Source organism: Streptomyces sp. CA-142005, from assembly GCF_050942335.1.
In the GTDB taxonomy this organism is placed as follows: domain Bacteria; phylum Actinomycetota; class Actinomycetes; order Streptomycetales; family Streptomycetaceae; genus Streptomyces.
On record NZ_CP192078.1, the window covers coordinates 7,930,681 to 7,956,063 of the forward strand.

The 25,383-nt window shown below is 72.7% G+C and carries 20 protein-coding genes; 12 read left to right on the forward strand and 8 right to left on the reverse strand.

What is annotated here, in order from left to right; all coding sequences use genetic code 11:
- Nucleotides 1–4: 4 nt before the first annotated feature.
- The 3 genes from ccrA to ACQPXS_RS36965 form a co-directional block, all read right to left on the reverse strand.
- Entirely contained in the window at nucleotides 5–1,342 is a 1,338-nt protein-coding gene (ccrA, locus tag ACQPXS_RS36955) for a crotonyl-CoA carboxylase/reductase (RefSeq protein ID WP_433456129.1), read from the reverse strand.
- Between the two features lie 432 nt (nucleotides 1,343–1,774).
- Entirely contained in the window at nucleotides 1,775–2,593 is an 819-nt protein-coding gene (locus ACQPXS_RS36960; protein ID WP_351803697.1) for a TetR family transcriptional regulator, read from the reverse strand.
- 154 nt (nucleotides 2,594–2,747) lie between these two features.
- Nucleotides 2,748–4,553, reverse strand: coding sequence for a 3-hydroxyacyl-CoA dehydrogenase family protein (locus ACQPXS_RS36965; protein WP_433453831.1), 1,806 nt, complete (start codon nucleotides 4,551–4,553; stop codon nucleotides 2,748–2,750).
- A 393-nt stretch (nucleotides 4,554–4,946) separates the two neighbouring features.
- Here ACQPXS_RS36965 and ACQPXS_RS36970 point away from each other — a divergent pair, with 393 nt between their 5' ends.
- Complete coding sequence (locus tag ACQPXS_RS36970; protein WP_365329459.1) at nucleotides 4,947–5,531, forward strand: adenylosuccinate lyase; 585 nt, start codon at nucleotides 4,947–4,949, stop codon at nucleotides 5,529–5,531.
- Nucleotides 5,532–5,542: 11 nt separating this feature from the next.
- Here ACQPXS_RS36970 and ACQPXS_RS36975 read toward each other — a convergent pair whose 3' ends face one another.
- From ACQPXS_RS36975 to ACQPXS_RS36990, 4 genes are all read right to left on the reverse strand, one after another.
- On the reverse strand, nucleotides 5,543–6,037 hold the full coding sequence (locus ACQPXS_RS36975) for an N-acetyltransferase family protein (RefSeq protein WP_433456131.1): 495 nt from the start codon (nucleotides 6,035–6,037) through the stop codon (nucleotides 5,543–5,545).
- Between the two features lie 20 nt (nucleotides 6,038–6,057).
- On the reverse strand, nucleotides 6,058–6,456 hold the full coding sequence (locus ACQPXS_RS36980) for a RidA family protein (RefSeq protein ID WP_433453832.1): 399 nt from the start codon (nucleotides 6,454–6,456) through the stop codon (nucleotides 6,058–6,060).
- A gap of 73 nt (nucleotides 6,457–6,529) precedes the next feature.
- Complete coding sequence (locus ACQPXS_RS36985; protein WP_433453833.1) at nucleotides 6,530–8,092, reverse strand: alpha/beta hydrolase; 1,563 nt, start codon at nucleotides 8,090–8,092, stop codon at nucleotides 6,530–6,532.
- 176 nt (nucleotides 8,093–8,268) lie between these two features.
- On the reverse strand, nucleotides 8,269–9,309 hold the full coding sequence (locus tag ACQPXS_RS36990) for an Rv2578c family radical SAM protein (RefSeq protein WP_433453834.1): 1,041 nt from the start codon (nucleotides 9,307–9,309) through the stop codon (nucleotides 8,269–8,271).
- Between the two features lie 159 nt (nucleotides 9,310–9,468).
- Between ACQPXS_RS36990 and ACQPXS_RS36995 the strand changes: the two genes are divergently transcribed.
- From ACQPXS_RS36995 to ACQPXS_RS37040, 10 genes are all read left to right on the forward strand, one after another.
- Nucleotides 9,469–9,912 (forward strand): SRPBCC family protein, encoded by a 444-nt coding sequence (locus ACQPXS_RS36995; RefSeq protein ID WP_351803685.1) that lies wholly within the window; start codon nucleotides 9,469–9,471, stop codon nucleotides 9,910–9,912.
- A gap of 152 nt (nucleotides 9,913–10,064) precedes the next feature.
- On the forward strand, nucleotides 10,065–12,464 hold the full coding sequence (locus ACQPXS_RS37000; RefSeq protein ID WP_433453835.1) for an MFS transporter: 2,400 nt from the start codon (nucleotides 10,065–10,067) through the stop codon (nucleotides 12,462–12,464).
- Between the two features lie 165 nt (nucleotides 12,465–12,629).
- Nucleotides 12,630–15,086 (forward strand): SpoIIE family protein phosphatase, encoded by a 2,457-nt coding sequence (locus ACQPXS_RS37005; RefSeq protein WP_433453836.1) that lies wholly within the window; start codon nucleotides 12,630–12,632, stop codon nucleotides 15,084–15,086.
- A 142-nt stretch (nucleotides 15,087–15,228) separates the two neighbouring features.
- Nucleotides 15,229–15,951 (forward strand): class I SAM-dependent methyltransferase, encoded by a 723-nt coding sequence (locus ACQPXS_RS37010; RefSeq protein ID WP_390682841.1) that lies wholly within the window; start codon nucleotides 15,229–15,231, stop codon nucleotides 15,949–15,951.
- A gap of 130 nt (nucleotides 15,952–16,081) precedes the next feature.
- Nucleotides 16,082–16,915, forward strand: coding sequence for a M55 family metallopeptidase (locus ACQPXS_RS37015; RefSeq protein ID WP_351803677.1), 834 nt, complete (start codon nucleotides 16,082–16,084; stop codon nucleotides 16,913–16,915).
- Nucleotides 16,908–18,212 (forward strand): M20/M25/M40 family metallo-hydrolase, encoded by a 1,305-nt coding sequence (locus ACQPXS_RS37020; RefSeq protein ID WP_433453837.1) that lies wholly within the window; start codon nucleotides 16,908–16,910, stop codon nucleotides 18,210–18,212. Before ACQPXS_RS37015 ends, ACQPXS_RS37020 begins: the two co-directional genes overlap by 8 nt.
- A 15-nt stretch (nucleotides 18,213–18,227) precedes the next feature.
- The gene (locus tag ACQPXS_RS37025) at nucleotides 18,228–20,180 is read left to right on the forward strand and encodes a prolyl oligopeptidase family serine peptidase (protein WP_433453838.1); all 1,953 of its coding nucleotides are present in this window, start codon (nucleotides 18,228–18,230) and stop codon (nucleotides 20,178–20,180) included.
- A complete protein-coding gene (locus ACQPXS_RS37030) occupies nucleotides 20,177–21,100 on the forward strand; it encodes a S66 peptidase family protein (protein WP_433453839.1) in 924 nt (307 codons plus the stop codon). Before ACQPXS_RS37025 ends, ACQPXS_RS37030 begins: the two co-directional genes overlap by 4 nt.
- Nucleotides 21,101–21,922: 822 nt before the next feature.
- Nucleotides 21,923–22,477 (forward strand): GNAT family N-acetyltransferase, encoded by a 555-nt coding sequence (locus ACQPXS_RS37035; RefSeq protein WP_351803669.1) that lies wholly within the window; start codon nucleotides 21,923–21,925, stop codon nucleotides 22,475–22,477.
- Nucleotides 22,478–22,540: 63 nt separating this feature from the next.
- A complete protein-coding gene (locus tag ACQPXS_RS37040) occupies nucleotides 22,541–24,502 on the forward strand; it encodes a DUF5107 domain-containing protein (protein WP_433453840.1) in 1,962 nt (653 codons plus the stop codon).
- Between the two features lie 5 nt (nucleotides 24,503–24,507).
- Here the strand turns inward: ACQPXS_RS37040 and ACQPXS_RS37045 are convergent, their stop codons facing one another.
- Nucleotides 24,508–24,855: a VOC family protein gene (locus ACQPXS_RS37045; protein ID WP_356311876.1), complete on the reverse strand. Its 348-nt coding sequence runs from the start codon at nucleotides 24,853–24,855 to the stop codon at nucleotides 24,508–24,510.
- Between the two features lie 80 nt (nucleotides 24,856–24,935).
- On the opposite strand from ACQPXS_RS37045, the gene ACQPXS_RS37050 reads away from it, so the two are divergent.
- Nucleotides 24,936–25,355 (forward strand): phage holin family protein, encoded by a 420-nt coding sequence (locus ACQPXS_RS37050; RefSeq protein ID WP_433453841.1) that lies wholly within the window; start codon nucleotides 24,936–24,938, stop codon nucleotides 25,353–25,355.
- Nucleotides 25,356–25,383: the final 28 nt, after the last annotated feature.

Sequence of the window (25,383 nt, forward strand, 5' to 3'; positions counted from 1 at the left end):
GCTCTCAGACGTTCCGGAAGCGGTTGATGGCGTCGATGTGCTTGGCGCGCATCTCCTCGTCGCGCACGCCCAGGCCCTCCTCGGGGGCCAGGCAGAGCACGCCGACCTTGCCCTGGTGCAGGTTGCGGTGGACGTCGTAGGCGGCCTGGCCGGTGTCCTCGAGGGAGTACACCTTCGACAGCGTGGGGTGGATCTTGCCCTTGGCGATGAGGCGGTTGGCCTCCCAGGCCTCGCGGTAGTTGGCGAAGTGCGAGCCGATGATCCGCTTCAGGGACATCCACAGGTAGCGGTTGTCGTACTCGTGGTTGTACCCGGAGGTGGAGGCGCAGGTGACGATCGTGCCGCCCTTGCGGGTGACGTAGACCGAGGCGCCGAAGGTCTCGCGGCCGGGGTGCTCGAAGACGATGTCGACGTCCTCGCCGCCGGTGAGCTCACGGATGCGCTTGCCGAAGCGCTTCCACTCCTTCGGGTCCTGGGTGTGCTCGTCCTTCCAGAACTTGTAGTCCTCGGCGCTGCGGTCGATGATCAGCTCGGCGCCCATCTTCCGGCAGATCTCGGCTTTCTGCTCGCTGGAGACCACACAGATCGGAGTGGCGCCGCCGGCGAGCGCGAACTGGGTGGCGTAGGAGCCGAGGCCGCCGCTCGCGCCCCAGATCAGGACGTTGTCGCCCTGCTTCATCTGGGCGCCGTTGCCGGAGACCAGCTGGCGGTAGGCGGTGGAGTTGACCAGGCCCGGGGCCGCGGCCTCCTCCCAGCTCAGGTGGGCCGGCTTCGGCATCAGCTGGTTGGACTTGACGAGCGCGATCTCGGCGAGGCCGCCGAAGTTGGTCTCGAAGCCCCAGATGCGCTGCTCGGGGTCGAGCATGGTGTCGTTGTGGCCGTCGGAGGACTCCAGCTCGACGGACAGGCAGTGCGCGACGACCTCGTCACCGGGCTTCCAGGCGTTGACGCCGGGGCCGGTGCGCAGGACCACGCCCGCGAGGTCGGAGCCGATGATGTGGTACGGCAGGTCGTGGCGGCGGGTCAGCTCGCTGAGCTTGCCGTAGCGCTCCAGGAAGCCGAACGTCGGCAGGGGCTCGAAGATCGAGGTCCACACCGAGTTGTAGTTGACCGAGGAGGCCATGACGGCCACCAGGGCCTCGCCCGGGCCCAGCTCGGGCACGGGAACGTCGTCCAGGTGGATCGACTTGCGGGGGTCCTTGTCGCGGGTCTGCAGGCCCGCGAACATCTCCGTCTCGTCCTTGTGCACGGTGATCGCGCGGTACGAGTCGGGGAGCGGCAGGGCGGCGAAGTCGGCGGACGTGGCGTCCTTCGACTGGATCGCGTCCAGGATGTCCTTCACGGTCACGGTGTTGCCTCCGGCGGTGAGCGCCCTGAGGGAGGGGCGCTGAGGGATCGTCGGTGCTGCTGGGAGTGCTGCTGAGGGTTTGGGGAAGGTGCCGTCGGTTCGGCCCGGTGGTGCTTCGGCAGCGCTTTGTGGCGCGGGAGGTTGCCTGTGACGCAGGCGTCCGGGCGCGCGGGCCATGAGCCCTTGGGGACAGCCGGCGAGCGAACGGTCTCTGCTCGCCGGCCGCCCGGACACCATCAAGGTATGACACCGCGTGTCAGGCGGCAAGGCACTGAGTGCCAGAAACTCGGCTCAGGTGAAATCTTTACGTAACAAATGAGCGATGATCGATCGAACGCGCTCTGAAATCTCCACGAAAACGGGCCCTGACATGGCAAAACGGCCACCCGGTCGGGTGGCCGTCGTCACAGCGGGGGAGAAGCGGGCTCAGCGCTCCTTGAGTGCTTCCTCGATGGTCCGCATGACCTCGTCCAGCGGGGCGTCGGTACGGGCGACCGTGACGAGCACCTCGCCGTGCGCGGACGCCGTCGCGGGGGCGGTGGCGGCCGGCTTGGGGGCCGAGCCGCGCCCGGCGCCGATGCCGGTGCCGAACGTCTTCCGGACGATCGCGAAGGCGTGGTCGAGCTGCGCCTCGACGTCGCCCTGGCCGCCCGCCCGCAGCCAGCGCCTGAGGACGTGGTTGTGGGCGGTGACGACCGCGGAGGCGGCCACCTCGGCCAGCAGCGGGTCGTCGTTGGCGTCGTCGGCGTGCGCGTGCTCGTCGAAGTGGCCCAGGAGATAGCGGGTGAAGAGGCGTTCGTAGCGGGCCACCGAGGCGATCTCGGCCTCCCGCAGGGTGGGCACCTCGCGGGTCAGCTTGTAGCGGGCTACGGAGATCTCCGGGGCGGCCGCGTACATCCTCATGACTTCCTTGATGCCACGGCACACGGTGTCGAGGGGGTGCTCGTGCGCGGGGGCGGCGTTGAGCACCGCCTCGGCGCGGATCAGCGTGTCGTCGTGGTCCGGGAAGATCGCCTCTTCCTTGGAGCGGAAGTGGCGGAAGAAGGTGCGGCGGGCGACTCCGGCGGCGGCCGCGATCTCGTCGACGGTGGTCGCCTCGTAGCCCTTGGTCGCGAACAGCTCCATCGCCGCGGCCGCCAGTTCTCGGCGCATCTTGAGCCGCTGGGCGGCGGCGCGACTGCCTGCGGCACTTTCCGGCGCGTCGGGCGTAGCTGGTGTACGTGAGGACTTGGCGGGCTGGGACATGACCCGAACGTACTGCATGTGCGCAGTTCGGTGCGCGGGTGAGGGGCTTCTCCCGTCCCCGGGGCCTCCCCCGCCCCAGGAGGGCGGGGGAGCGTCCACCGGGTCGAGCAGCCCGCCCCAGTCCGTCTCCGCCTGGGACCAGTCGCCGGCGCCCTCAGCGGCGGGCATACTCGCGGAAGCCGCGGCCGGTCTTGCGGCCGAGGCAGCCCGCGGCCACCAGGTGCTCCAGCAGCGGGGCCGGGGCGAGACCGGGGTCGCGGAACTCGCGGTGCAGGACCTTCTCGATGGCCAGCGAGACGTCCAGGCCGACCACGTCCAGCAGCTCGAACGGGCCCATCGGGTAGCCGCCGCCGAGCTTCATCGCCGCGTCGATGTCGTCCAGCGACGCGTAGTGCTCCTCGACCATCTTGATCGCGTTGTTCAGGTACGGGAACAGCAGCGCGTTCACGATGAAGCCGGCCCGGTCGCCGCAGTCCACCGGGTGCTTCTTGATCTTCGCGCAGACCTCGCGGACGGTGGCGTGGACGTCGTCGGCGGTCAGCACGGTCCGCACGACCTCGACCAGCTTCATCGCCGGCGCCGGGTTGAAGAAGTGCATGCCGATCACGTCCTGCGGGCGGGAGGTGGCGCGGGCGCAGGCCACGACGGGCAGCGAGGAGGTGGTGGTGGCGAGGACCGCGCCGGGCTTGCAGACCTTGTCCAGCGTGGCGAACAGCTGCCGCTTGATCTCCAGGTCCTCGGCGATCGCCTCGACGGCCAGGTCGACCTCGGCGAAGGCGTCGTAGGACCCGGCCGGGGTGATCCGGTCCAGGATCTGCGCGGCGGCCTCGGCGGTCAGCCTGCCCTTGTCGACAGAGCGCGAAAGCGACTTGCCGATCCGGGCCTTGGCGGCCTGGGCCTTCTCCGCGCTGCGGGCGGCCAGCACGACGTCGTAGCCCGCCTTGGCGAACACCTCGGCGATGCCGGAGGCCATGGTGCCGGAGCCGGCGACGCCGACCGAGCGGACCTCCCGGCCCTGGGCCGCCGCGGCGTCCGCCGCCGGGGCCAGCGCGTCCGGCACGACCGTGGCGCTGCCCGGCGCCTCGTAGGTGTAGAAGCCGCGCCCGGACTTGCGGCCGGTCAGGCCCGCCTCGCTGAGCTGCTTCAGGATCGGCGCGGGGGCGTGCAGCCGGTCGTGGGACTCGGCGTACATGGCCTCCAGGACCGTGCGCGCGGTGTCGATGCCGATCAGGTCCAGCAGCGCGAGCGGGCCCATCGGCAGGCCGCAGCCCAGCCGCATCGCCGCGTCGATGTCCTCGCGGGAGGCGTACCGGGCCTCGTACATCGCGGCGGCCTGGTTGAGGTAGCCGAAGAGCAGGCCGTCCGCGACGAAGCCGGGGCGGTCGCCGACCGCGACGGGCTCCTTGCCCAGCTCGATCGCGAGGTCGGTGACCGCGGCGACGGCGCCCGGCGCGGTCAGCACCGAGGAGACGATCTCGACCAGCTTCATGGCCGGCGCCGGGTTGAAGAAGTGCAGGCCGAGGACCCGCTCGGGGCGGGCGGAGTCGGCGGCGAGGCGGGTGACGGACAGGGCGTTGGTGCCGGTCGCCAGGATCGTCTCAGGGCGGACGATGCCGTCCAGCTCACGGAAGATCCGGTGCTTGACCTCGTACGACTCCGGGACCACCTCGATGACGAGGTCGGCGTCGGCCGCCGCCGCGAGGTCGGTGGTGGTGCGGATACGGGCCAGGGTGTCGGCGCGCTCCTGCTCGGTGAGCCGGCCGCGCTCCACGCAGCCGGCGGTGCGGGCTTCCAGGGCGGCGACGCACCGCGCGGCCTGGGCGTCGCTGACGTCGATGCCGATCACCTCGCGGCCCGCCTTGGCGAGGACCTCGGTGATACCGGTGCCCATGGTGCCGAGGCCGACGACGGCGATCGTCTTGAGCGGGGACAGAGCTGAGTCGGAAAGGGGAGTGGCCATCGCGGGACTCCAGAAATGAGGGTGACGACGAGGAGCGCGCCGGGTGCGCCGAGGGGCGCACCACGGGGCGGAGAAGGGATGCGGGTGTTTCCGGGCTGCGAGCGCACACGCCCGGTGCCGCCGGGAGCCACGGGCGATGCACACGCCCGCCGAAGGCCCTCGGCAGGGAATCCGACCGGCCCTGTCCCGGAGCCGGGTCGTACTGCGGTACGTGGTACCGAACCGACAACGCTCACAACGGCTGCGTCACCAAACCGTCGTCAACGGAAGCGCGAGTGGGTAACTCGCTCGTCTGAGCTTAACCCGCGAGTAACGAGCACGCCAGACCTGGGGGCGGAACCGACTTTGTGATCTGGCTCCCTCGGGCCTCGCCACCCGCCTACGCTGGACTTCGTGGACGAAGAGTTGCGATCGCTCACGGAGCGCTTACGGCAGGAGTCGCACGGCTCGGCGGCGTTCGACCGGCTGCTGGCGACCGAGGACCACGACGAACTCGCGGAGGTGCTCACCGCGCCGGGGCAGCCGCTGTGGGCGAGGGAACTGGCCGCGTTCCGGCTCGGCCTCGCCGGCGACCGGCGCGCCTTCGAGTCCCTGGTGCTCCTCCTCAACCACCGCGACGCCCCGCGTTGCGCCTCCGCCGCCCATGCCCTCGCGCGCCTGGGCGACCCGCGCACGGCCCGCGCCGCGGCGGCCCTCGCCACCAACGAACTCCGCGTCGCCTACGCCCTGCACCCGGTACGGCTGCTGACCGACCTGCGCGCCCCGGAGTCCGCGCCCGCCCTGATCACCACCCTGGAACGCCGCCTGCACCCGCACGACCCCTACCGCCGCGTCGCCCTCGCCTGCGTGGAGGGGCTCGGCGTGCTCGGCGACCCCCGCGCCCGCCGCGTCCTGAAGGAGGCCCTGGCCCATCCGGCGCTCGCGGAGGCGGCCGTGCGGGCGCTGGCCCTCATCCCGCAGCAGAACGAAGCCGGCTGACCGACGCCCGGTCAGCCTGGCAGGTCCCGGACGTACCGCACCTCGGGCACGGACACGCCGCCCGCCTCGAAGGGCTCCTCGGCACCGTCCGGCCGGAAGCCGGCGCGCTCGTAGAAACGGCGGGCCGGGGCGTTTCCCCTGAGGACCCACAGATACATGCGCGGGTACGACGAGCACCGCTCGACCGCCTCGGCCAGCAGGGCCCGGCCGAGACCCGCGCCGAGGTGCGCCGGATCGACGTAGATCGCGTACAACTCGGCGTCACCGGTCCGCACGTCACCGTCCCGGTACGGCCCGTACGCCGCCCAGCCGAGGACCTTGCCCGCCCGCTCGGCGACCAGGTTCACCACCGAGCCGTCCCCCTGCGCCCACCACGCCCGCCGCCGCTCGGCGTCCGCCGCGATGCTGAGCCCGTCGAGGTAGGACTGCGGCATCAGCCCCTGATAGGCGTGCTGCCAGCCGCGGACGCGGATCTCGGAGACGCGGTCGCAGTCGGCGAGGGCCATCTCCCGGACGACCAGGGAGGTCACTCGCCCACCACCGCCAGCGCCTCGACCTCCATCAGGAACTCCGGTGCCACCAGCGCGGCCACCTGGACCGCGGAGGACGCCGGGAGGCGGTCGTCGGGTATGTGGGCGGCGCGGGCCGCGCGGATGGCCGGGAGGTGGGCCGTGTCCGTGACGAAGTAGGTCAGTTTCACCACGTGTTCGAAGCCGGCGCCCGCCGCGGCCAGACAGCGCCCGAGGTTCTCGAAGACCTGGCGGGCCTGGGCCGCGGGGTCGCCCTCCCCGACCAGCTTGCCGTGCTCGTCCAGGGCGAGCTGGCCGGAGACGGCGACGAAGCGGCCGGTCGCCGAGACGACGTGGCTGTACTGGGTCGCGGGGGCCACGCCGTCGGGGGCGGGGATGCGGGTCGGTTCGGTCATGGCTCCATGGTGGCGCACGCCACTGACAGCGCCCCGACCGGTCGCCAAGCCGCCCCGCCGGCGGACACCGTGCCTAGCGGCGAAAGCCCAGCAGGCCGTGCAGGGCCGAGCCGCGCGACGACGTCGACGCTGCCTTCGTCGCCAGTGGTCTCGGGTCGGGTGACTTCGCGCAGACCGCGTCGGCGACCCCCGCACCCCGCGGGACGCTGCCGTTGGTCAGATAGGCCGCCAGGTACGTGTCCAGGCAGGCGTTGCCGCTGAGCGTGATGCCGTGGTTGCCGCCGCCCTCCTCGACCACCAGGCTGGAGCGGGCGAGCAGCCGGTGGACCGTGACACCGCCGGGGTACGGCGTGGCCGCGTCGTCCGTCGCCTGGAAGAGCAGCACCGGCGGCAGCTTGGCGTTGGCGATGTTCACCGGCGTGCGCTTCGCGGTCGGCCAGAACGCACACGGCGCGTTGTACCAGGCGTTGTTCCAGGCCATGAAGGGCGCCTTGCCGTACACCTCCCACGTCTGCGCGCGCCACCGGTTCCAGCTGCCCGGCCATGAGGTGTCACGGCACTGCACCGCCGAGTAGACGCTGTAGCCGTTGTCCCTCGAGCCCTTCACCGCGCCGAAGTTCCGGTACGCCTCCACCAACGGCCCGGTCTTCCTCTCGCGCACGTACGCCGCGAACGCCTCGGCGAGGTAGGGCCAGTAGCCGTTGTAGTAGCCGCCGGGGATGAAGGTGTCCTCCAACTCGGAGGCGCCCACCTCGCCGTCGGCCGGCCGCTTCGCCAGGGCCGCCCGCATCGCGTACCACTGGGCCTCGATCTTCCCGGGATCCCTGCCCAGGTGGTACGTGGAGTCGTACCGCGCGATCCAGGCCATCAGCGCGCGATGGCGGTCGTTGAACGCGTAGTCCTGGCCGAGGTTGTCCGTGTACCACACGCCGGTCGGGTCGACGACCGAGTCCAGCACCAGGCGGCGGACCCGGTCCGGGTACAGCTTCGCGTAGACGGCGCCGAGGTAGGTGCCGTAGGAGTAGCCGAAGTAGCTGATCCTCGGCGCGCCGAGCGCCTGGCGGATGGAGTCCATGTCGCGTACGGCGCTGATGGTGTCGATGTACGGCAGCACGTCGGCGTACTTGCGGCCGCAGGCGGCGGCGAAGGACCTGGCGCGGGCGAGGTTGGTCCGCTCCAGCGCGGCCGTGGCGGGCAGGGTGTCCGGGCGCACCGTCCTGAAGTGGCCCGGCGCGCAGTTCAGGGCCGGGCTGCTGCGACCCACCCCGCGCGGGTCGAAGCCGACGATGTCGTACTGCGCGGCGACGCTGCGGGGCAGTGCCGAGGCGACGAACCCGGCGAGCGTCAGTCCGCTGCCACCGGGCCCGCCGGGGTTGACCAACAGCGGTCCCTGCGAGGTCTTCGCGGTGTGCGGGACGCGGGAGAGGGCAAGCGTGATCTGCCGGCCGGACGGCTTCGCGTGGTCCAACGGCACCTTCAGGGAGGCGCACTGGAGCGTCGGATAGTCGCCGGCGCCGCACCTCTTCCAGGTGAGCCGCGCGGCGGGGGCGGCCGGGGCCCCGTGCGCGGGCAGAGCGGTGACCGAGCCCGCCAGCACTGCGGCGGCTGCGCACAGCACGGCTGCGCGTGTTCTCATGCGTCCTCCCGGGACGGCGGTGACGGCGGACGGCGAGGTCACATCTTCCGCCGCGTCGCCCCGGAATCGGCGCTCTGAAGAACGCGTTATAGGCATAGTTGACCCGATTGGGGTGACCGAGGCCCTCGAAACGCCCCCACCCGAGGCCGGGCACCGCTCTCCCCCGGGGAACGTGCTCACATGAGGGTGAGCTGGGTGGGTTCGGCCACGGCCGGGGGCTCGGCCGGCTGCGCCGGGCGGATCCGGCGGGCCAGGCCCGGGCGGCTGGGCCCGATGCCGTACTCCTGGGCCAGCTCGTGCACCTGACGGGTGATCCGGCGCTGGTACCACTTGGGCGCGTAGGCGCCCTCCGCGTACAGCCGCTCGTAACGCCGCACCAGGTGCGGATGGTGCTGCCCGAGCCAGGCCATGAACCACTCCCGCGCGCCGGGCCGCAGATGCAGCACCAGGGGAGTGACGGAGGTGGCCCCGGCCGCCGCGATCTCCCGTACCGTGGCCCGCAGTTGAGCCGGATGGTCGCTCAGGAACGGGATGACCGGGGCCATCAGCACCCCGCAGCCGATGCCGTGCTCGCCCAGGGTGCGTACGACGTCCAGGCGGCGTTCCGGCGCGGGCGTGCCCGGCTCCACCGTGCGCCACAGCGCGGGGTCGAGGAAGCCGACGGAGACCGAGATGCCGATGTCCGTCACCTCCGCCGCCCGGACCAGCAGGTCCAGGTCGCGCAGGATCAGGGTGCCCTTGGTGAGGATCGAGAACGGGTTGGCGTGCTCGGTCAGGGCGGAGATGATGCCCGGCATCAGGCGGTAGCGGCCCTCGGCGCGCTGGTAGCAGTCGACGTTCGTGCCCATCGCCACGTGGTCGCCCTGCCAGCGGCGGGAGGCGAGCTGGCGGCGCAGCACCTCGGGCGCGTTCACCTTGACGACGATCTGGGTGTCGAAGCCGATGCCGGTGTCGAGGTCCAGGTAGCTGTGCGTCTTCCTGGCGAAGCAGTACACGCACGCGTGCGAGCAGCCCCGGTACGGGTTCACGGTCCACTCGAACGGCATGCGCGAGGCCCCCGGCACCCGGTTGAGCACCGAGCGCGCGCGGACCTCGTGGAAGGTGATCCCTCTGAACTCGGGCGTGTCGAAGGTGCGGGTGGTGACGGCGTCCGCGCCGAACAGCGCGGTCTCGGCCCGGCCGTGTTCGCCCTCGCCCGTGAGGTTCTCCCAGCGCATGACGCCTCCTCGCTAGCACTGCGCACACAATAGAACATGTGTTCCCATGATCGTGCGATCCCAGGTGAGGCCCCTTGACGGCGGCCCCCGATTTGGGTGGCCGGGCGCCGGGGTGGTTGGCTTTCCCCAACCCCGAAAAACCAGGTGTGGAGGAACGCAATGGCGCAGGTCGAGGCCACTACGGAGCGGGTCGTCGCGGCGGACGCGGAGAAGGTGTTCGACGCTCTCGCCGACTACCGCGGCACGCGGCAGAAGCTGCTGCCCGAGCACTTCAGCGAGTACGAGGTCCGCGAGGGCGGCGACGGCGAGGGCACCCTCGTCCACTGGAAGCTCCAGGCCACCAGCAAGCGGGTGCGCGACTGCCTGCTGGAGGTCAGCGAGCCCACCGACGGCGAGCTGGTCGAGAAGGACCGCAACTCCTCCATGGTCACCACCTGGCGCGTCACCCCCGCCGGCGAGGGCAGGTCCCGGGTCGTCGTCACCACCACCTGGAAGGGCGCCGGCGGCATCGGCGGCTTCTTCGAGAAGACCTTCGCGCCCAAGGGTCTGGGCCGGATCTACGACGCCGTGCTCGCCAGGCTCGCCGCCGAGGTCGAGAAGTAGCTCCAAGGCTCCGCCGGTGAAGGGGTGTTGTGCCCCTTCACTGGTTCGAGTGGATCTCCCTCTCGCGCGGAACGATGCCGTAACTCGTCGCAGTTGTTCACAGTTGACGCTTAATGCGGGAAATGTGACAGGTGTGACGAGGGGAGCGGTACGTGGGCGGCACGACACTCGCGGAGCAGGAGCCGGTGGTGACACCGGCCGAGGACGACACCGTCGCCGCGCCGCAGGCTCCCGCACCGGCCGCCGAACTGGGCGCGCCCCGCGTGCGGTTGGTGTTCTTCGGGCTGATGCTCGCCCTGCTCCTCGCGGCGCTCGACCAGATGATCGTCGCGACCGCGCTGCCCAAGATCGTCGGCGAACTGCACGGCCTGGACCGGATGTCCTGGGCGATCACCGCCTATCTGCTCACCTCCACCATCGGCCTGCCGCTCTACGGCAAGCTCGGCGACCTCTTCGGCCGCAAGGGCGTCTTCCAGTTCGCCATCGCCGTGTTCGTCGTCGGCTCCGCGCTCGCCGGCCGGGCGCAGTCCATGGACCAGCTGATCGCCTTCCGCGCGATCCAGGGCGTCGGCGCGGGCGGGCTCATGATCGGCGTGCAGGCGATCATCGCCGACGTCGTGCCGCCCCGGCAGCGCGGCCGCTACATGGGCCTGATCGGCGCGGCCTTCGGCCTCGCCTCCGTCGCCGGGCCCCTGCTCGGCGGCTACTTCACCGACCACCTCTCCTGGCGCTGGTGCTTCTACATCAACGTCCCCTTCGGACTGGTCACCCTCGGCGTCGTCACCCTCGTCCTGAAGCTCCCCAAGCCGCCGAGCCGGGGTCGACTCGACGTCCTCGGCGCCCTGCTGCTCGCCGCCGCCTCCACCTGCCTGGTCCTGCTGACCAGTTGGGGCGGCACCGAGTACGCCTGGGGATCCCGGCAGATCATCGGCCTCGGCGCGGGCGCGTTCGCGGCGGTCGTCCTCTTCCTCGTCGCCGAGCGCTTCGCCGCCGAACCCCTCATCCCGCTGCGGCTGTTCCGCGACTCCGTCTTCAACGTCAGCGCACTGGTGGGCCTGGTGATCGGCGTCGCCCTGTTCGGCGCCGCCAGCTATCTGCCGACCTTCCTGCAGATGGTCGACGGGGCCAGCGCCACCGAGTCCGGGCTGCTGATGCTGCCCATGATGGCCGGGATCGTCGGCGCCTCCGTCATCGGCGGGCAGCTCATCAGCCACACCGGCCGCTACAGGATCTTCCCCGTGCTCGGCGGCGCCGTCTCCGCCGCCGGCATGTGGCTGCTGTCCCGGCTCGAGGTGGACACCCCCAGGCTGCACTACAGCATCTGGATGGCCGTCCTCGGCGCCGGCATCGGCATGGTGATGCCCGTCCTCGTCCTCGCCGTGCAGAACTCCGTACGGCCCGCCGACCTCGGCACCGCCACCAGCGCCAACAACTACTTCCGGCAGATCGGCGGCAGCGTCGGCGCCGCGATCTTCGGCACCCTCTTCGCCGACCGTCTCACCTCCTCGCTGCACAAGGAGCTGCCCCCGCGCGCGGGCGCGGCGCTGCCCGACCCCGAGTCCATCACCCCGCAGCTCGTCCACGCGCTGCCCCCGGCGCTGCGCGACGCCTACATCCGCGCCTATGCCGACGCGATGCCCCGGATCTTCCTCTACCTCGTCCCGGTGCTCGTCCTCGGCCTGCTCATCGCCTTCTTCCTCAAGGAGAAACCTCTGGTGTCCCACCCCACCGCCGAAACCGAGCCCGAGACCGTGAACACACCCATCCCCCCGCAAGCCCGTTCGCCCTACGCCGCCGGAATTCCCGTCTGCGGCACGGTCCAGCACCACGACGGCACCGTGGTGCCCCGCGCGGCCCTCACCCTCATCGACGTCGCCGGGCAGCAGATCGGGCGCGGCGCGAGCGGCGAGGACGGACGGTACGCGCTCAGCACGCCGGGCCCCGGGTCGTACGTGCTGATCGCCGCCGCCGGCGGCCACCAGCCGCAGGCCGTCTCCGTCACCGTCGGCGAACGGCCCGTCGAGCTCGACGTCGTCCTCGGGGGCGCCGGCCGCCTCGCCGGCAGCGTGCTCACCGCCGACGGCACCCCCGTGCGCGACGCCACCGTCACCCTCACCAACGTGCACGGCGAGGTCGTCGCCACCACCCGCAGCGGCCGCGAGGGCGGCTACGTCATCACCGAACTGGTCGCCGGCGAGTACACCCTCGCCGCCAGCGCCCCCGCCTTCCGCCCGGCCGCCCTCCCGGTCACCGTGCAGGCCGCCCGGGAGACCCGGCAGGACGTCGAACTCGCGGGCGGCGCCGTGCTGCGGGGCACGGTCCGGGCGAGCGGCGGCCGGCCCGTGGAGGACGCGCGCGTGACGCTCCTGGACGCCGCCGGCAACGTCGTCGACACCCTCACCACCTCGGCCGACGGAACGTTCCGGTTCGTCGATCTCTCCTCCGGCGAGTACACCGTCATCGCCGCCGGTTACCCGCCGGTCGCCACCGTGCTGCAGGTGGCGGGCGGCGGCCGTAGCGAACGGGACCTGCAGCTGGGACACGAGGACTGACGACACCACGGGCAGCGGTGCCCGCAGGCCGCTGAGCTGCGCGCCGGTGCGATCCGGTGAAACCAATTCCAGGATTGCCACACATCGCGACCGGCCGCCGCCGTACCGTAGTGGCGGGCGGCACAGATCGTTTGCGTACAGCCGTGGGGAGAGAGGGCCTGGGCCATGGACCGTGGCAGCGAGCGGGACACACCTCCCGGCCGCGGCGTCGGCGACGCGGCGGCCGGCCGGATTCCGCTGGCCGTGGTCGTCGTCGACCGCGACGGCCTGGTGTCCCACTGGAGCAGCGGCGCACGGCGCCTGTTCGGCGTCGGCAGGGAGGCGGCCGTCGGGCGTGCCGCGGCCGACCTGCTGCCCGTCGCGGGTGCCCTCCCCGAGGACATGCACGGCGACGCGATGCCGGACGCCTACGAGCAGTACGACGGGCTCGGCCCCGACCTGGAGGCCTCCCTCGGCGGGCACACCGCCTACGCCACCGCCGGCCGCGCCCGGCTCTTCCCGCACGAGCCGGGCGACGGCGGCGAGCGGCTCGACGTGCTGTGGTGGGCCTATCCGCTGGTCGGCCCGGGCCCGTCCCGGCTGCTCGTGCTCGCCGCCGACGCCACCCGGCTGCGCGACGAACGCGGCTACGACGACGAGACCGCCGAACGCATCTCGCCCGGCTTCGCCCGCCACACCGAGCTGCCCGCCTCCGACGAGCTCGAACGCCGGCTGCCCGAGATCCTGCCCAACATGGGCCCGGGCCACAGCGGCCGTATCGTCTCCCAGATGCTGGAACTGGGCTATCCGGTCCTGGAGTTCAGCCAGTTCGACCGGGTGCCCGTCACCCCGTACTGGGGCGTGCCCCGCCGTCCCGGACGCAAGCGCACCGAGGCCGTCGTGCCGCAGCGGCGGACCATGCCGGCCGTCGCGGTCCCGGAGGGCGCCGAGCTGGACCTGGAGTACGCCGCCGTGCGCGAGCGGCTGGAGTTCCTCAACGAGGTCAGCTCCGCCATCGGTACCTCCCTCGACCTCGGCGAGACTATCCGCGAGGTCACCAGCGCCGCCGTACCCCGGTTCGCGGACTTCGCCGGCACCCATCTGCGCGCGGCCGTCCTGGCCGGCGAGGGCTTCCCGGACGGCCCGCCGGACGCGCAGACCGTGATGTTCCGGGTGTGGGTCGAGCACAACGACGAACCGGGCCGCTGGGACGACACGGTGCCCGTCGGCGAGGCCTTCGCCTTCCCCGAACACACCCCGTTCTACAAGTGCATGGTCACCGGCGAGCCGGTCCTCGTCCCCAGGGTCACCGAGGAGCTGAGCGAGCGCATCGCCGGCGAGTTCGAGAAGCGGGACCTCAGGCCCCTCATCGGCGGGCGTTCCCTGCTGATCGTGCCGCTCAAGGCCCGCAGCGTCGTCCTGGGCTTCATGGTGCTGATGCGCCGCCCGGACCGCCCGGCCTTCGACGACATGGACCGCACCACCGGCGCCGAACTCGCCGCCCGCGCGGGCCTGGTGCTCGACAACGCCCGCATGTACACCTACCAGGAGAACGTCGCCGACACCCTGCAGGACAGCATGCTCCCGCAGGTCACCCCGCGGATGGCGGGCTGCGACATCGCCACCCGCTATCTGCCGGGCACCCGGCTCGGCCGGATCGGCGGCGACTGGTTCGACACCATCAAGCTGCCCGGCTCGCGCACCGCCCTCGTGGTCGGCGACGTCATGGGCCACGGCCTGAACTCGGCCGCCATGATGGGCCAGTTGCGCACCGCCGTACAGACCATGGCCACCATGGAGACCCCGCCCGCCCAGCTCCTGCGCAACCTCGACGACCTCGCCCGCAGACTCGGTGACACCTACCTCGCCACCTGCCTGTACGCCGTCTACGACCCGATCCGCGGCGAACTGCACCTCGCCAACGCCGGACACATCCCGCCCGTGCTGGTCCGCGCCGAGGACGGCTCCAGCGAACTCCTCGACCTGCCCACCGGCGCCCCCATAGGCGTCGGCGGCGTGCCCTTCGAGGCCACCCGGGTCAAGGTCTCGCCCGGTGACCGGCTGGTGCTGTGCACCGACGGCCTGGTCGAGGTGCGCGGCTCCGACATCGGCGAGGGCCTCGCCGCGCTCTGCGAGTCCGCCGCACACCCCGCCGCCTCCATGGACGACGCCTGCGACACCATCATCCGCGCCCTGAACACGCGCGGCGGCCGCAAGGACGACGTCGCCCTGCTGATGGCCCGGCTCAACGGCATCCCCGACGACCACGTCGCCGAATGGCGGCTGGACGCCGACCCGCGCGAGGTCGCCCGGGCCCGCCGCCTGGTCCGCGAACGGCTCCTCGCGTGGGGTCTGCCGCAGGCCGTGGAGACCGCCGAGCTGCTGGTCAGCGAGGTCGTCACCAACGCCGTACGGCACGCCGTGAGCGAACCCGTCGGGCTGCGCGTGGTCCGCACCGACGCCCTGCTGTTCGAGGTCACCGACGACGAACCCGGGCTGCCCGAGATGCTGGCCGCCGGGCCCTGCGAGGAGTCGGGGCGCGGTCTGCGCGTGGTCAGCCGGCTGGCCCGGGAGTGGGGCGCCAGCGGCAGCGGGCACCGCAAGACCGTCTGGTTCGAACAGGCGCTCGCCGGACGGGAATGACCAGGGGGCGTGCGTTCTGCCGGTGCGCGCCCCCGCAGGTTGGCCGGGGCCCGTACATCCGGTGAAGTTGGCCTCCAGCCCCTTGCACCGTTCCAGGCCCGCGCGATATCCCGATCACGGAACCGAACCGTGGGGAGAACGCATGAACGTCTCGGACAAGTACCGCAGCAACTGGGAGAGTTACTGGAGCGAGACCTCCGACGAGGCGGGCGAGGCGATCTGGGACTGCGATCCCGCCCTGTCCGCCGAACCGTACAGCGCCCTGCTCCTGCCCCACGCGGACCCGGCGCGCACCATCGTCGACCTCGGCTGCGGCAACGGCACCCAGACCCGCTACCTCGCCACCCGGTTCGCGCGTGCGCTCGGCGTCGACCTCTCGCACGCCGCCGTCGAGCACGCCCGCCGCGCCACGCGGGACGACGCCGTGGAGTTCCAGCAGCTCGACCTCACCGACTCGGCGGCCGTAAGCGCCCTGCACGAGCGCCTCGGCGACGTCAACGTCTTCATGCGGGCCGTCATCCACCAGAGCGAGCCCGCGGCGCGGCCCGCCGTCGCCGCCGCCGTCGCCGAGCTCATCGGCACCGAGGGCCGCGCGTTCGTCGTCGAACTCACCTCCGGCTCCCGGGACGTGCTGAAGCGCGCCGCGACCCAGGAGGGCGGCCCGGGGCCCAAGCTGCAGCGCGTCTTCCACCACGGGCTCAAGCCGGCCGACGCCGACGACACGGAGATCCCACGCCTGCTCGGCGAGGCCGGTCTGAAGGTCCTCGCCGAGGGCGAGACCACCCTGCCGCAGACCGAGTACCTGACCGACGGCACCCGCATCGACCTGCCGGCCCACTGGTTCGTCCTCGCCGGCGCGCAGTGACCCCCACCGCGCCCACCGCGGTCGCGGCCACGGTCCCCGGCGGAAGGGCGGACGGCTGCGAGGTGGTCCTGCGCGACCGTGGCGTCCGCTTTCTGGCCGGGGGGCCGCTCGGCCAGTAACGTGGCGCAGCATGAAGATCCTCATCAGTGCCGACATGGAGGGGGCCACGGGCGTCACCTGGCCGGCCGACGTGCTGCCGGGTACGCCGCAGTGGGAGCGGTGCCGGTCGATGTTCACCTCGGACGTGAACGCCGCCGTGGAGGGCTTCTTCGACGGTGGCGCCGACCAGGTGCTCGTCAACGAGGCCCACTGGACCATGCGCAACCTGCTGCTGGAGCGGCTCGACGAGCGGGTCGAGATGCTCACCGGGCGGCACAAGGCGCTGTCGATGGTGGAGGGCGTGCAGAACGGAGACGTCGACGGCATCGCGTTCGTCGGCTACCACGCGGGCGCCGGCATGGAGGGCGTCCTCGCCCACACCTACCTCGCCAACCAGATCACCGGCGTGTGGCTGAACGACGTCCGCGCCAGCGAGGGCCTGCTCAACGCGCACGTCGTCGCCGAGTACGGCGTCCCCGTCGTCCTGGTCACCGGGGACGACGTGGCCTGCGAGGACGCGCTCGGCTACGCGCCGGAGGCGTTGAAGGTCGCGGTGAAGGACCATGTGTCCCGGTATGCGGCGGTGTGCCGGACGCCCGCGCGCACGGCCGCCGACATCCGCGCCGCCGCCAAGGAGGCCGCCCGGCTGGCGGTGCGCCACGAGCCCGTCCAGGCCGGGCCGTTCACGGTCGCCGTGGAGTTCGACGCCGAGCACCTGGCGACGGCCGCGACCGTCGTGCCCGGCGTCGCGCGGACCGGGGAGCGGAAGGTGGCGTACACCAGCGCCACGATGTACGAGGGGATCCGGACGTTCAAGGCGGTCACGACGATCGTCTCCGCCGCCGTGGAGGAGCAGTATGGCTGACCAGCAGGCCCTCGATGAGGTGGTGGAGTTCACCTCCGGGCTGATCCGGATCGACACCACCAACCGGGGCGGCGGGGACTGCCGGGAGCGGCCCGCCGCGGAGTACGCGGCCGAGCGGCTGGCCGGGGCCGGACTGGAACCCGTGCTGCTGGAGCGGACGCCGGGCCGCGCCAACGTCGTCGCCCGGATCGAGGGCACCGACCCCTCGGCCGACGCGCTGCTGGTGCACGGTCACCTCGACGTGGTGCCCGCGGAGGCCGCCGACTGGAGCGTGCACCCGTTCTCGGGCGAGATCCGCGACGGGGTGGTGTGGGGGCGGGGCGCCGTCGACATGAAGAACATGGACGCGATGATCCTCGCGGTCGTCCGGTCCTGGGCCCGGCAGGGCGTACGGCCGCGCCGGGACATCGTCGTCGCGTTCACCGCCGACGAGGAGGCCAGCGCCGAGGACGGCTCCGGGTTCCTCGCGGACCGGCATCCCGAGCTGTTCGAGGGCTGCACCGAGGGCATCAGCGAGTCCGGCGCGTTCACCTTCCACGACGGCGCAGGCCGGCAGCTCTACCCCATCGCGGCGGGGGAGCGGGGCACCGGCTGGCTCAAGCTCACCGCGCGCGGCCGGGCCGGACACGGCTCCAAGGTGAACAAGGAGAACGCGGTGACGAGGCTGGCCGCCGCCGTCACCCGGATCGGCGAGCACGAGTGGCGCCTGAGACTCACCCCGACCGTACGGGCCGCGCTCACCGAACTCGCCGCCCTGTACGGCGTCGAGCCCGACTTCGGGGACGTGGACCTGCTGCTGGAGAAGCTCGGCCCGGCGGCCAAGCTGGTCGAGGCGACCCTGCGCAACAGCGCCAACCCGACCATGCTGGACGCCGGTTACAAGCTGAACGTGATCCCCGGCGAGGCGGTCGCCTACGTCGACGGGCGCTATCTGCCGGGCGGCGAGGAGGAGTTCACCGCCACCCTCGACCACCTGACCGGCCCCGACGTGAGCTGGGAGTTCGCACACCGGGAGGTGGCCCTCCAGGCGCCGGTGGACTCGCCGACCTTCGCCAGGATGCGGGCCGCGGTCGAGGAGTTCGCGCCCGAAGGGCACGTGGTGCCGTACTGCATGTCGGGCGGCACGGACGCCAAGCAGTTCTCCCGGCTCGGCATCACCGGCTATGGTTTCGCCCCGCTGAAGCTGCCCGAGGGCCTCGACTACCAGGCACTCTTCCACGGCGTGGACGAGCGGGTGCCGGTCGAGGCGCTGCACTTCGGCGTCCGGGTGCTCGACCGGTTCCTGCGGACGGCCTAGACGATGGGGGACGACATGCTCAAGACGCCTTACGGATCCTGGCCGTCGCCCGTCGACGCGGCCCTGGCCGCCGCACACGACGGCCGGCCGGAGTGGCCGGGCTTCGTCGGGGACGAGACCTGGTGGACCGAACCCCGGCCGACCGAGGGCGGCCGCCGCGCCCTGGTGCGCCGCCGCACCGACGGAACCGAGGAATCGGTGCTGCCCGCGCCCTGGAACGTGCGCAGCCGGGTCATCGAGTACGGCGGCCGGCCCTGGGCCGGGGTGGAACGCGACGGGCAACCCCTCGTCGTCTTCGTGCACTTCGCCGACCAGCGGCTCTACCGGTACGAACCCGGCGGCGAGCCGCGCCCGCTGACCCCGGTGTCGGCCGTGGGCGGCGGGCTGCGGTGGGCCGAACCGCGCGTGGACGTGGAGCGCGGCGAGGTGTGGTGCGTGCTGGAGGAGTTCACCGGGGACGGTCCCGGTGACGTTCGGCGCGTCCTCGCCGCCGTACCGCTGGACGGCTCGGCCGCCGAGGACCGCGGCGCCGTCCGGGAACTCAGCGACGGCCGGCACCGGTTCGTCACCGGGGCCCGCCTCGCCCCCGACGGCCGGCACGCCGCCTGGCTCGCCTGGGACCATCCGCGCATGCCGTGGGACGGCACGGAACTGCTCGTGGCCGACATCGGTGACGACGGCACGCTGCGGGACGCGCGTACCGTCGCCGGCGGACCGGACGAGGCCGTCGCCCAGGTGGAGTGGACCGCGGACGGCAGGCTGCTCTACAGCAGCGACCGCAGCGGATGGTGGAACCTCTACCGCGACGGTACCCCGCTGTGCCCGCGCGACGAGGAGTTCGGCGGCCCCCTGTGGCAGCTCGGCCTGCGCTGGTTCGCGCCCCTCGACAACGGGCTGATCGCGGTCGTCCACGGCAAGGGGGCGGCCGTACTCGGCATCCTGGATCCGGAATCCGGCGAGATCGTCGACGCCGCCGGCCCGTGGACCGAGTTCCCGGCCCATCTCGCGACCCACGGCGCCCGGGTGGTCGGGGTCGGGGCCAGCCCGCGCACCGCCTTCGAGGTGGTCGAGTTGGACACCGTCACCGGCCGGGCCCGCGCGATCGGCGCCCGGCACCGGGACGCCGTCGATCCCGCGTACTACCCGGAGCCGCAGATCCGCGTCTTCACCGGCCCCGACGGCCGCGAGGTGCACGCCCACGTCTACCCGCCGCACCACCCCCACCACGCCGCACCCGACGGCGAGTCGCCGCCCTACGTCATCTGGGCGCACGGCGGTCCCACCAGCCGGGTGCCGCTCGTGCTGGACCTGGAGATCGCCTACTTCACCTCGCGCGGCATCGGCGTCGCGGAGGTGAACTACGGCGGCTCCACCGGATACGGCCGGGCCTACCGCGAGCGGCTGCGCGAGCAGTGGGGCGTGGTCGACGTCGAGGACTGCGCGGCCGTCGCCCGTGCCCTCGCCGACGAGGGCACCGCCGATCCCGCCCGGCTCGCGATCCGGGGCGGCAGCGCGGGCGGCTGGACCACCGCCGCGTCCCTGACCACGACCGACGTCTACGCCTGCGGCACCATCATCTACCCCGTCCTGGACCTGGCCACCTGGGGCCCGGGCGAGACCCACGACTTCGAGTCCCGCTACCTGGAGTCGTTGATCGGCCCGCTCGCCGAGGTGCCCGCCCGGTACGCCGAGCGCTCGCCGACCACCCACGCCGACCGGCTCACCGCGCCCTTCCTGCTCCTCCAGGGCCTGGACGACGTGATCTGCCCGCCCGCCCAGTGCGAACGCTTCCTCGCCCGGATCGCCGGCCGGGACGTGCCGCACGCCTACCTCACCTTCGAGGGGGAGGGGCACGGGTTCCGGCGGGCGGAGACCATGGTCCGCGCCCTGGAGGCGGAACTCTCCCTGTACGCCCAGGTGTTCAAGCTGGACGTGCCCGATGTGCCGAGACTGGAGCTGCACACGTGAAGGAACTGACGCGCCCGGAGCGGCTGGCCCCGGGCGCCCGGGTGGCCGTCGTCGCCCCCAGCGGGCCGGTCCCCGAGGAGCGGCTCCAGGCGGGGCTCGACGTGCTGCGCGGCTGGGACCTGGATCCGGTCGTGGCACCCCATGTGCTCGACCGGCACGGGGACTTCGGCTATCTGGCCGGCCGGGACGCCGACCGCGCGGCCGACCTGCAGAACGCCTGGTGCGACCCGTCCGTCGCCGCGGTGCTGTGCGCCCGCGGCGGGTACGGGGCGCAGCGCATGATCGACCTGCTGGACTGGGACGCCATGCGGGCGGCCGGGCCGAAGGTCTTCGTCGGCTTCAGCGACATCACCGTGCTGCACGAGGCCTTCGCCACCCGCCTCGGGCTCGCCACGCTGCACGGGCCGATGGCGGCCGGCGTCGACTTCGTCAAGAACGCCCGGGCACAGGAGCATCTGCGGGACACGCTGTTCGCTCCGGAGACGGTCCGCACCATCGCCTCCGGCGGCCGGGCCCTGGTGCCCGGCCGGGCCCGCGGGGTCACTCTCGGCGGCTGCCTGAGCCTGCTCGCCGCGGAGCTGGGCACCCCGCACTCGCGTGCTTCGGCGGCCGGCGGGCTGCTGTGCCTGGAGGACGTGGGCGAGGACACCTACCGGCTGGACCGCTACCTCACCCAACTCCTGCGCGCGGGCTGGCTGGAAGGGGTGCGCGGGGTGCTGCTCGGCTCCTGGGAAGACTGCCCGGACTACGCCGAGGTGCGGCCACTGCTGGCCGACCGGCTCGGCGCGCTCGGCGTACCGGTGGCGGAGGAGTTCGGCTTCGGTCACTGCGCGGGTGCGCTGACGATCCCCTTCGGCGTCCCGGCGGAACTCGACGCGAACACGGGCACGTTGACCCTGGAGGAGCCCGCACTGCGCTGAGGGCAGGCACTGACTCCTGGTCGATCAACCCGCGCACACAGGCTGACCAGCACCTGACACGTGCCACAGCCTGCGGCACGGGCCAGTACCGGACGGATTCTACGAGCCGGGCGGATCGGCTGGGCTGGGCTGGGCTGGGTGGATTGCAGGGCCGATCGGGCGGGATCGTGGTGTCGGGTCGGGAGGATCTGCTGAGGTTCGGCTGGGTGAGTTCGTGGTGTCGGCCCGGACGGGTTCCCGGAGCCGGGGCCGACGGATCTGCTGGAGCCCGGGCTGGCCGGGGTGTCGGGAGCCGGGCTGGGCGGATCTGCTGGAGCCGAGTTGGGTGGGATGTCAGGAGCCGGGCCGGCCGGGATGTCAGGAGCTGGGCTGGGCGGATCTGGCTGGAGCTGGGCTGGGCGGAACTGCTGGAGCTGGGCTGGGTGGATCGGCTGGGGCCGGGCTAGGCGGATGTGCTGAAGCCGGGCTGGGTGGGGTGTCAGGGGCCGGGCCGGGCGGATCTGCTGGAGCCGGGTTCGGCGGGATGTCAGGAACTGGGCTGGCTGGCATGCCTGGGGCCGGGTCGGGCGGATCTGCTGGGCGCCGGGCTGGGTGGATTGCAGGCCGGTCGGGCGAGGCCGAGGTGTCGGCCGAGGCGGGCTCCCGGAGCCGGGGGCCGGGCGGATCTGCCGGGGCGCCCGGCTGGGTGGATTGCAGGGTCGGCTGGGTGAGTTCGTGGTGTCGGCTCAGGGGGGTTGCCTGAGTCGGTGTCGGTGGAATCCTGGGCGCCGCCCGGGGGGATTTCCGCAGGCGGCGCGGGCGGGTACGCCGTACGCTGGCCCGATGCCGCACACCGCACCCCACTACCTCGCCGAGGGGCCCCGCGTGGCCATCCGCCACTTCCGCCTCGACGACGGACCCGAGTTCACCGCGCGTGCCCGGGAGAGCAAGGACCTGCACCGGCCCTGGCTGTTCCCGCCGGACAACGACGAGGCCTACGCCGCCTACGCGCGCCCGCTGATCGAGGACCCCACCAAGGCCGGCTTCCTGGTGTGCGAGAAGGACAGCGGGGACATCGCCGGGTTCATCAACATCAACAACATCGTGCGCGGCGGCTTCCAGTGCGGTGCCCTCGGCTACGGGGCCTTCGCGCACGCCGCCGGGCGCGGCCTCATGCGCGAGGGTCTCGACCTGGTCATCGGGTACGCCTTCGGCCCGCTCGGGCTGCACCGGCTGGAGATCAACGTGCAGCCCGAGAACACCGCCTCCATCGCGCTGGCCCGCGGCGCCGGCTTCCGGCTGGAGGGATTCTCCCCGGCCATGCTCCACATCGACGGCGCCTGGCGCGACCACGAACGCTGGGCGCTCACTGCCGAGATGCGCGACACCACCGCCTGAACACACCCTTTGCGCAATCCTGACCGGCACATCCCCTGGCCGACCGGGCCCTCGCCGGGTTCCATGGTGATCGTGACGAGGATCCGACGTGAGGTACTGACGCTGCCCGCCGGGCGGTTGGGCCCGGACAACCCGCTGCCCCCACTGCGCCCGCTCGACGAGGTCCACCGCATCGACGACCGCGACCGGGACGGCATGCCCAGGGACATGGCCCGCCAGCTCGGGTACGAGCCGCTGCGCAGCCTGCTCCCGGTCCGCATCCGCGACGGCTACGACAGAAACCGCGAGCCCCGCGACCTCGACGCCCTGGTGATCGAGAACGACCGGCTGCGCGCCACCGTCCTGCCCGGCCTCGGCGGCCGCATCGCGTCCCTGCTCCACCTGCCCACCGGACGCGAACTCCTCTACCCCAACCCGGTGTTCCAGCCGGCCAACTTCGCCCTCAACGGCGCCTGGTACTCCGGCGGCGTGGAGTGGAACATCGGCGCCACCGGACACACCACCCTCTCCTGCGCACCCCTGCACGCCGCCCGCGTCCCCGCCCCCGACGGCGGCGAGATGCTGCGCCTGTGGGAGTGGGAGCGGCTGCGGGACCTGCCGTTCCAGGTCGACCTGTGGCTGCCCGACGGCTCCGACTTCCTCTACGTCGGCGTCCGCGTCCGCAACCCGCACGAGCGCCCGGTGCCGACCTACTGGTGGTCCAACATCGCCGTGCCGGAGGAGGTCCGCGTTCTCGCCCCCGCCGAGGAGGCCTGGCACTTCGGCTACGAGCGCCGGCTGCGCCGGGTGCCCGTCCCGGCGTACGACGGCATCGACCGCACCCGACCCCTCAACAGCCCCTATGCCGCCGACTACTTCTACGAGGTGCCGGACGGCCGCCGCCGCTGGATCGCCGCGCTCGACGCCGAGGGCCACGGTCTGGTGCAGACCTCCACCGACGTCCTGCGCGGCCGCAAGCTCTTCGTGTGGGGCCACCTGCCCGGCGGCCGGCGCTGGCAGGAGTGGCTGACCGAACCCGGCACCGGCGGCTACTGCGAGATCCAGGCCGGACTCGCCCGCACCCAGCTGGAACACGTCCGGCTGGAGGCCGAGAGCGAGGTGTCCTGGCTGGAGGCGTACGGCCCGCTCGACGCACCGCCCGAGGGGGAGTGGACCCAGGTGCTCCGGGGCGCCGAGGAACGGCTGGAGTCGGTCCTGCCGCGGGCCCGGGTGGAGGAGGCGTACGCGGCATGGCGGCCGTGCGCCGACACCGAGCCCGGCGAGATCCTGGCCGCCGGATCCGGCTGGGGTGCGCTCGAAGTGCTGCGCGCCGACTGGAAACTGCCCGGCACCCCGTTCCCCGAGTCCACCCTCGGCGAGGCACAGGCGCCCTGGCGGGAACTGCTGCGCACCGGCTCCCTGCCGGAGCCGCGCCGGGTACGCCCGCCCGGCGAGACCCTCGTCGCCCCGCACTGGCGGGACATGCTGGAGACCGCGCCCGCCGGTCCGCACACCGAGTACCACCTCGGCGTCGCCCAGTGGCACGCCGGAGACCGCGCCCAGGCCGTCCGCAGCTGGGAACGCGCCCTCGAACTCGCCCCGTCGCTCTGGCCGTTGCTGCGCTGCCTGGCCGTCGCCGACGAGGAGTCCGGCCACCACGAACGGGCCGCCGAACGGTACGCGGACGCCTTCGACGACCTGTGCCGGGAGCGGCGTGACGAGGGTGAGGCGTGGACGGCCGCGGTGGCCGCGCTCGGCCGGGAGACCCTGCAGGCACTGCTCCGGGTGCGGCGTACGGCGGACGCCCGCGCGGTCTGGGACCGGCTGCTGCCCGCCGTCCGCGAGCGCGGCCGGTTCCGGCTGCTGGAGGCCGAACTGCTGCTCGCCGAGGGACGGCCCAGCGAGGCGCGGGCCGTCTTCGACGCCGGGTTCGAAGTCGCCGACCTGCGGGAGGGCGAGGAGGTGCTGGGCCGCCTGTGGGCCCGGCTCACCGAGGAGCCGCTGCCCGACCGGTACGACTTCCGGATGCGGCCCGACGCCCTCTGACCGGCTCAGCCCCGCTGGTCGACGTACTCGAACACCGACCCGTCCGGATGCATCGCGAGCAGGTTCCGGCCCACCGGGGTCGGCACCGGCCCCGCGATGATCCGGGCGCCGAGGTCGGTCAGCAGCCGGTGCGCCTCGTCCACGTCCTCGACGGCGATGGTCGCGGCCACTTTGCGCAGGATCTCCAGCTCCGCCTCCGGGCCGCTCATCAGCAGGAAGGAGCCGATCGCGGCGACTTGGACCCCGCCGCGCTCAAAACGCAGGGCTCTGCCGCCGGCCAGCCGCTCGTAGAAGGGGACCGCGGTCTCGAGGTCGTCGACGCAGATGCGCAGCGAGGCGCCCAGAATCTCCATGCCGCCGAGCCTAGTTGGGGCGGTCCGGGGCGTGCAGGGCGCCCGCGTTACCCGCCGTGACCTCCGGGTACCCGCAGGGTATGGACCGTTTGGATCACCTGGAACACCTGGACAAGCAGCTGGTCGAAGAGCTGGCACAGGTGGCACGCGAGACGGTACGCGACGAACTGCGCGAGCAGTCCCGCAAGCAGCGCCGCACCGCCGTGCTCTACGCCGCCTCCGGTGCCGCCGCCCTGTACGCGGGCGCCGCGCTGGCCCTCGCGGTGGGCCTGGCGCTGGCCACCGGCCTGCCCGGCTGGGGCGCCGCCCTGATCACGGCGGCGATCATGGGTGTGGTGGCCTACGCCCTGCGCGGCGCCGCCCACCCCAGGCACGGCCACCCCTCGCCGCCGGCTCACGTCATCGGCGGCAGCGCACCGGCCGCCCCGCCGAGCGGCCTCGGGATGCCGTACCCCCCGATGCCGGCGGAGCCTCCGGACACCCCGGACCACAGGGCCTGAGGCCCGGGGCTTCCGGCGACAGCGCGCC

What these genes read in the sequence shown, in the direction of transcription:
- ACQPXS_RS36960 (WP_351803697.1), bottom strand. Translation starts at nt 2,593, where the DNA reads ATGTCCCAGCCCGCCAAGTCCTCACGTACACCAGCTACGCCCGACGCG.
- ACQPXS_RS36965 (WP_433453831.1), bottom strand. Translation starts at nt 4,553, where the DNA reads ATGGCCACTCCCCTTTCCGACTCAGCTCTGTCCCCGCTCAAGACGATC.
- ACQPXS_RS36975 (WP_433456131.1), bottom strand. Translation starts at nt 6,037, where the DNA reads ATGGCCCTCGCCGACTGCGACCGCGTCTCCGAGATCCGCGTCCGCGGC.
- ACQPXS_RS36980 (WP_433453832.1), bottom strand. Translation starts at nt 6,456, where the DNA reads ATGACCGAACCGACCCGCATCCCCGCCCCCGACGGCGTGGCCCCCGCG.
- ACQPXS_RS36985 (WP_433453833.1), bottom strand. Translation starts at nt 8,092, where the DNA reads ATGAGAACACGCGCAGCCGTGCTGTGCGCAGCCGCCGCAGTGCTGGCG.
- ACQPXS_RS36990 (WP_433453834.1), bottom strand. Translation starts at nt 9,309, where the DNA reads ATGCGCTGGGAGAACCTCACGGGCGAGGGCGAACACGGCCGGGCCGAG.
- ACQPXS_RS36995 (WP_351803685.1), top strand. Translation starts at nt 9,469, where the DNA reads ATGGCGCAGGTCGAGGCCACTACGGAGCGGGTCGTCGCGGCGGACGCG.
- ACQPXS_RS37005 (WP_433453836.1), top strand. Translation starts at nt 12,630, where the DNA reads ATGGACCGTGGCAGCGAGCGGGACACACCTCCCGGCCGCGGCGTCGGC.
- ACQPXS_RS37010 (WP_390682841.1), top strand. Translation starts at nt 15,229, where the DNA reads ATGAACGTCTCGGACAAGTACCGCAGCAACTGGGAGAGTTACTGGAGC.
- ACQPXS_RS37015 (WP_351803677.1), top strand. Translation starts at nt 16,082, where the DNA reads ATGAAGATCCTCATCAGTGCCGACATGGAGGGGGCCACGGGCGTCACC.
- ACQPXS_RS37020 (WP_433453837.1), top strand. Translation starts at nt 16,908, where the DNA reads ATGGCTGACCAGCAGGCCCTCGATGAGGTGGTGGAGTTCACCTCCGGG.
- ACQPXS_RS37025 (WP_433453838.1), top strand. Translation starts at nt 18,228, where the DNA reads ATGCTCAAGACGCCTTACGGATCCTGGCCGTCGCCCGTCGACGCGGCC.
- ACQPXS_RS37035 (WP_351803669.1), top strand. Translation starts at nt 21,923, where the DNA reads ATGCCGCACACCGCACCCCACTACCTCGCCGAGGGGCCCCGCGTGGCC.
- ACQPXS_RS37040 (WP_433453840.1), top strand. Translation starts at nt 22,541, where the DNA reads ATGGTGATCGTGACGAGGATCCGACGTGAGGTACTGACGCTGCCCGCC.
- ACQPXS_RS37045 (WP_356311876.1), bottom strand. Translation starts at nt 24,855, where the DNA reads ATGGAGATTCTGGGCGCCTCGCTGCGCATCTGCGTCGACGACCTCGAG.
- ACQPXS_RS37050 (WP_433453841.1), top strand. Translation starts at nt 24,936, where the DNA reads ATGGACCGTTTGGATCACCTGGAACACCTGGACAAGCAGCTGGTCGAA.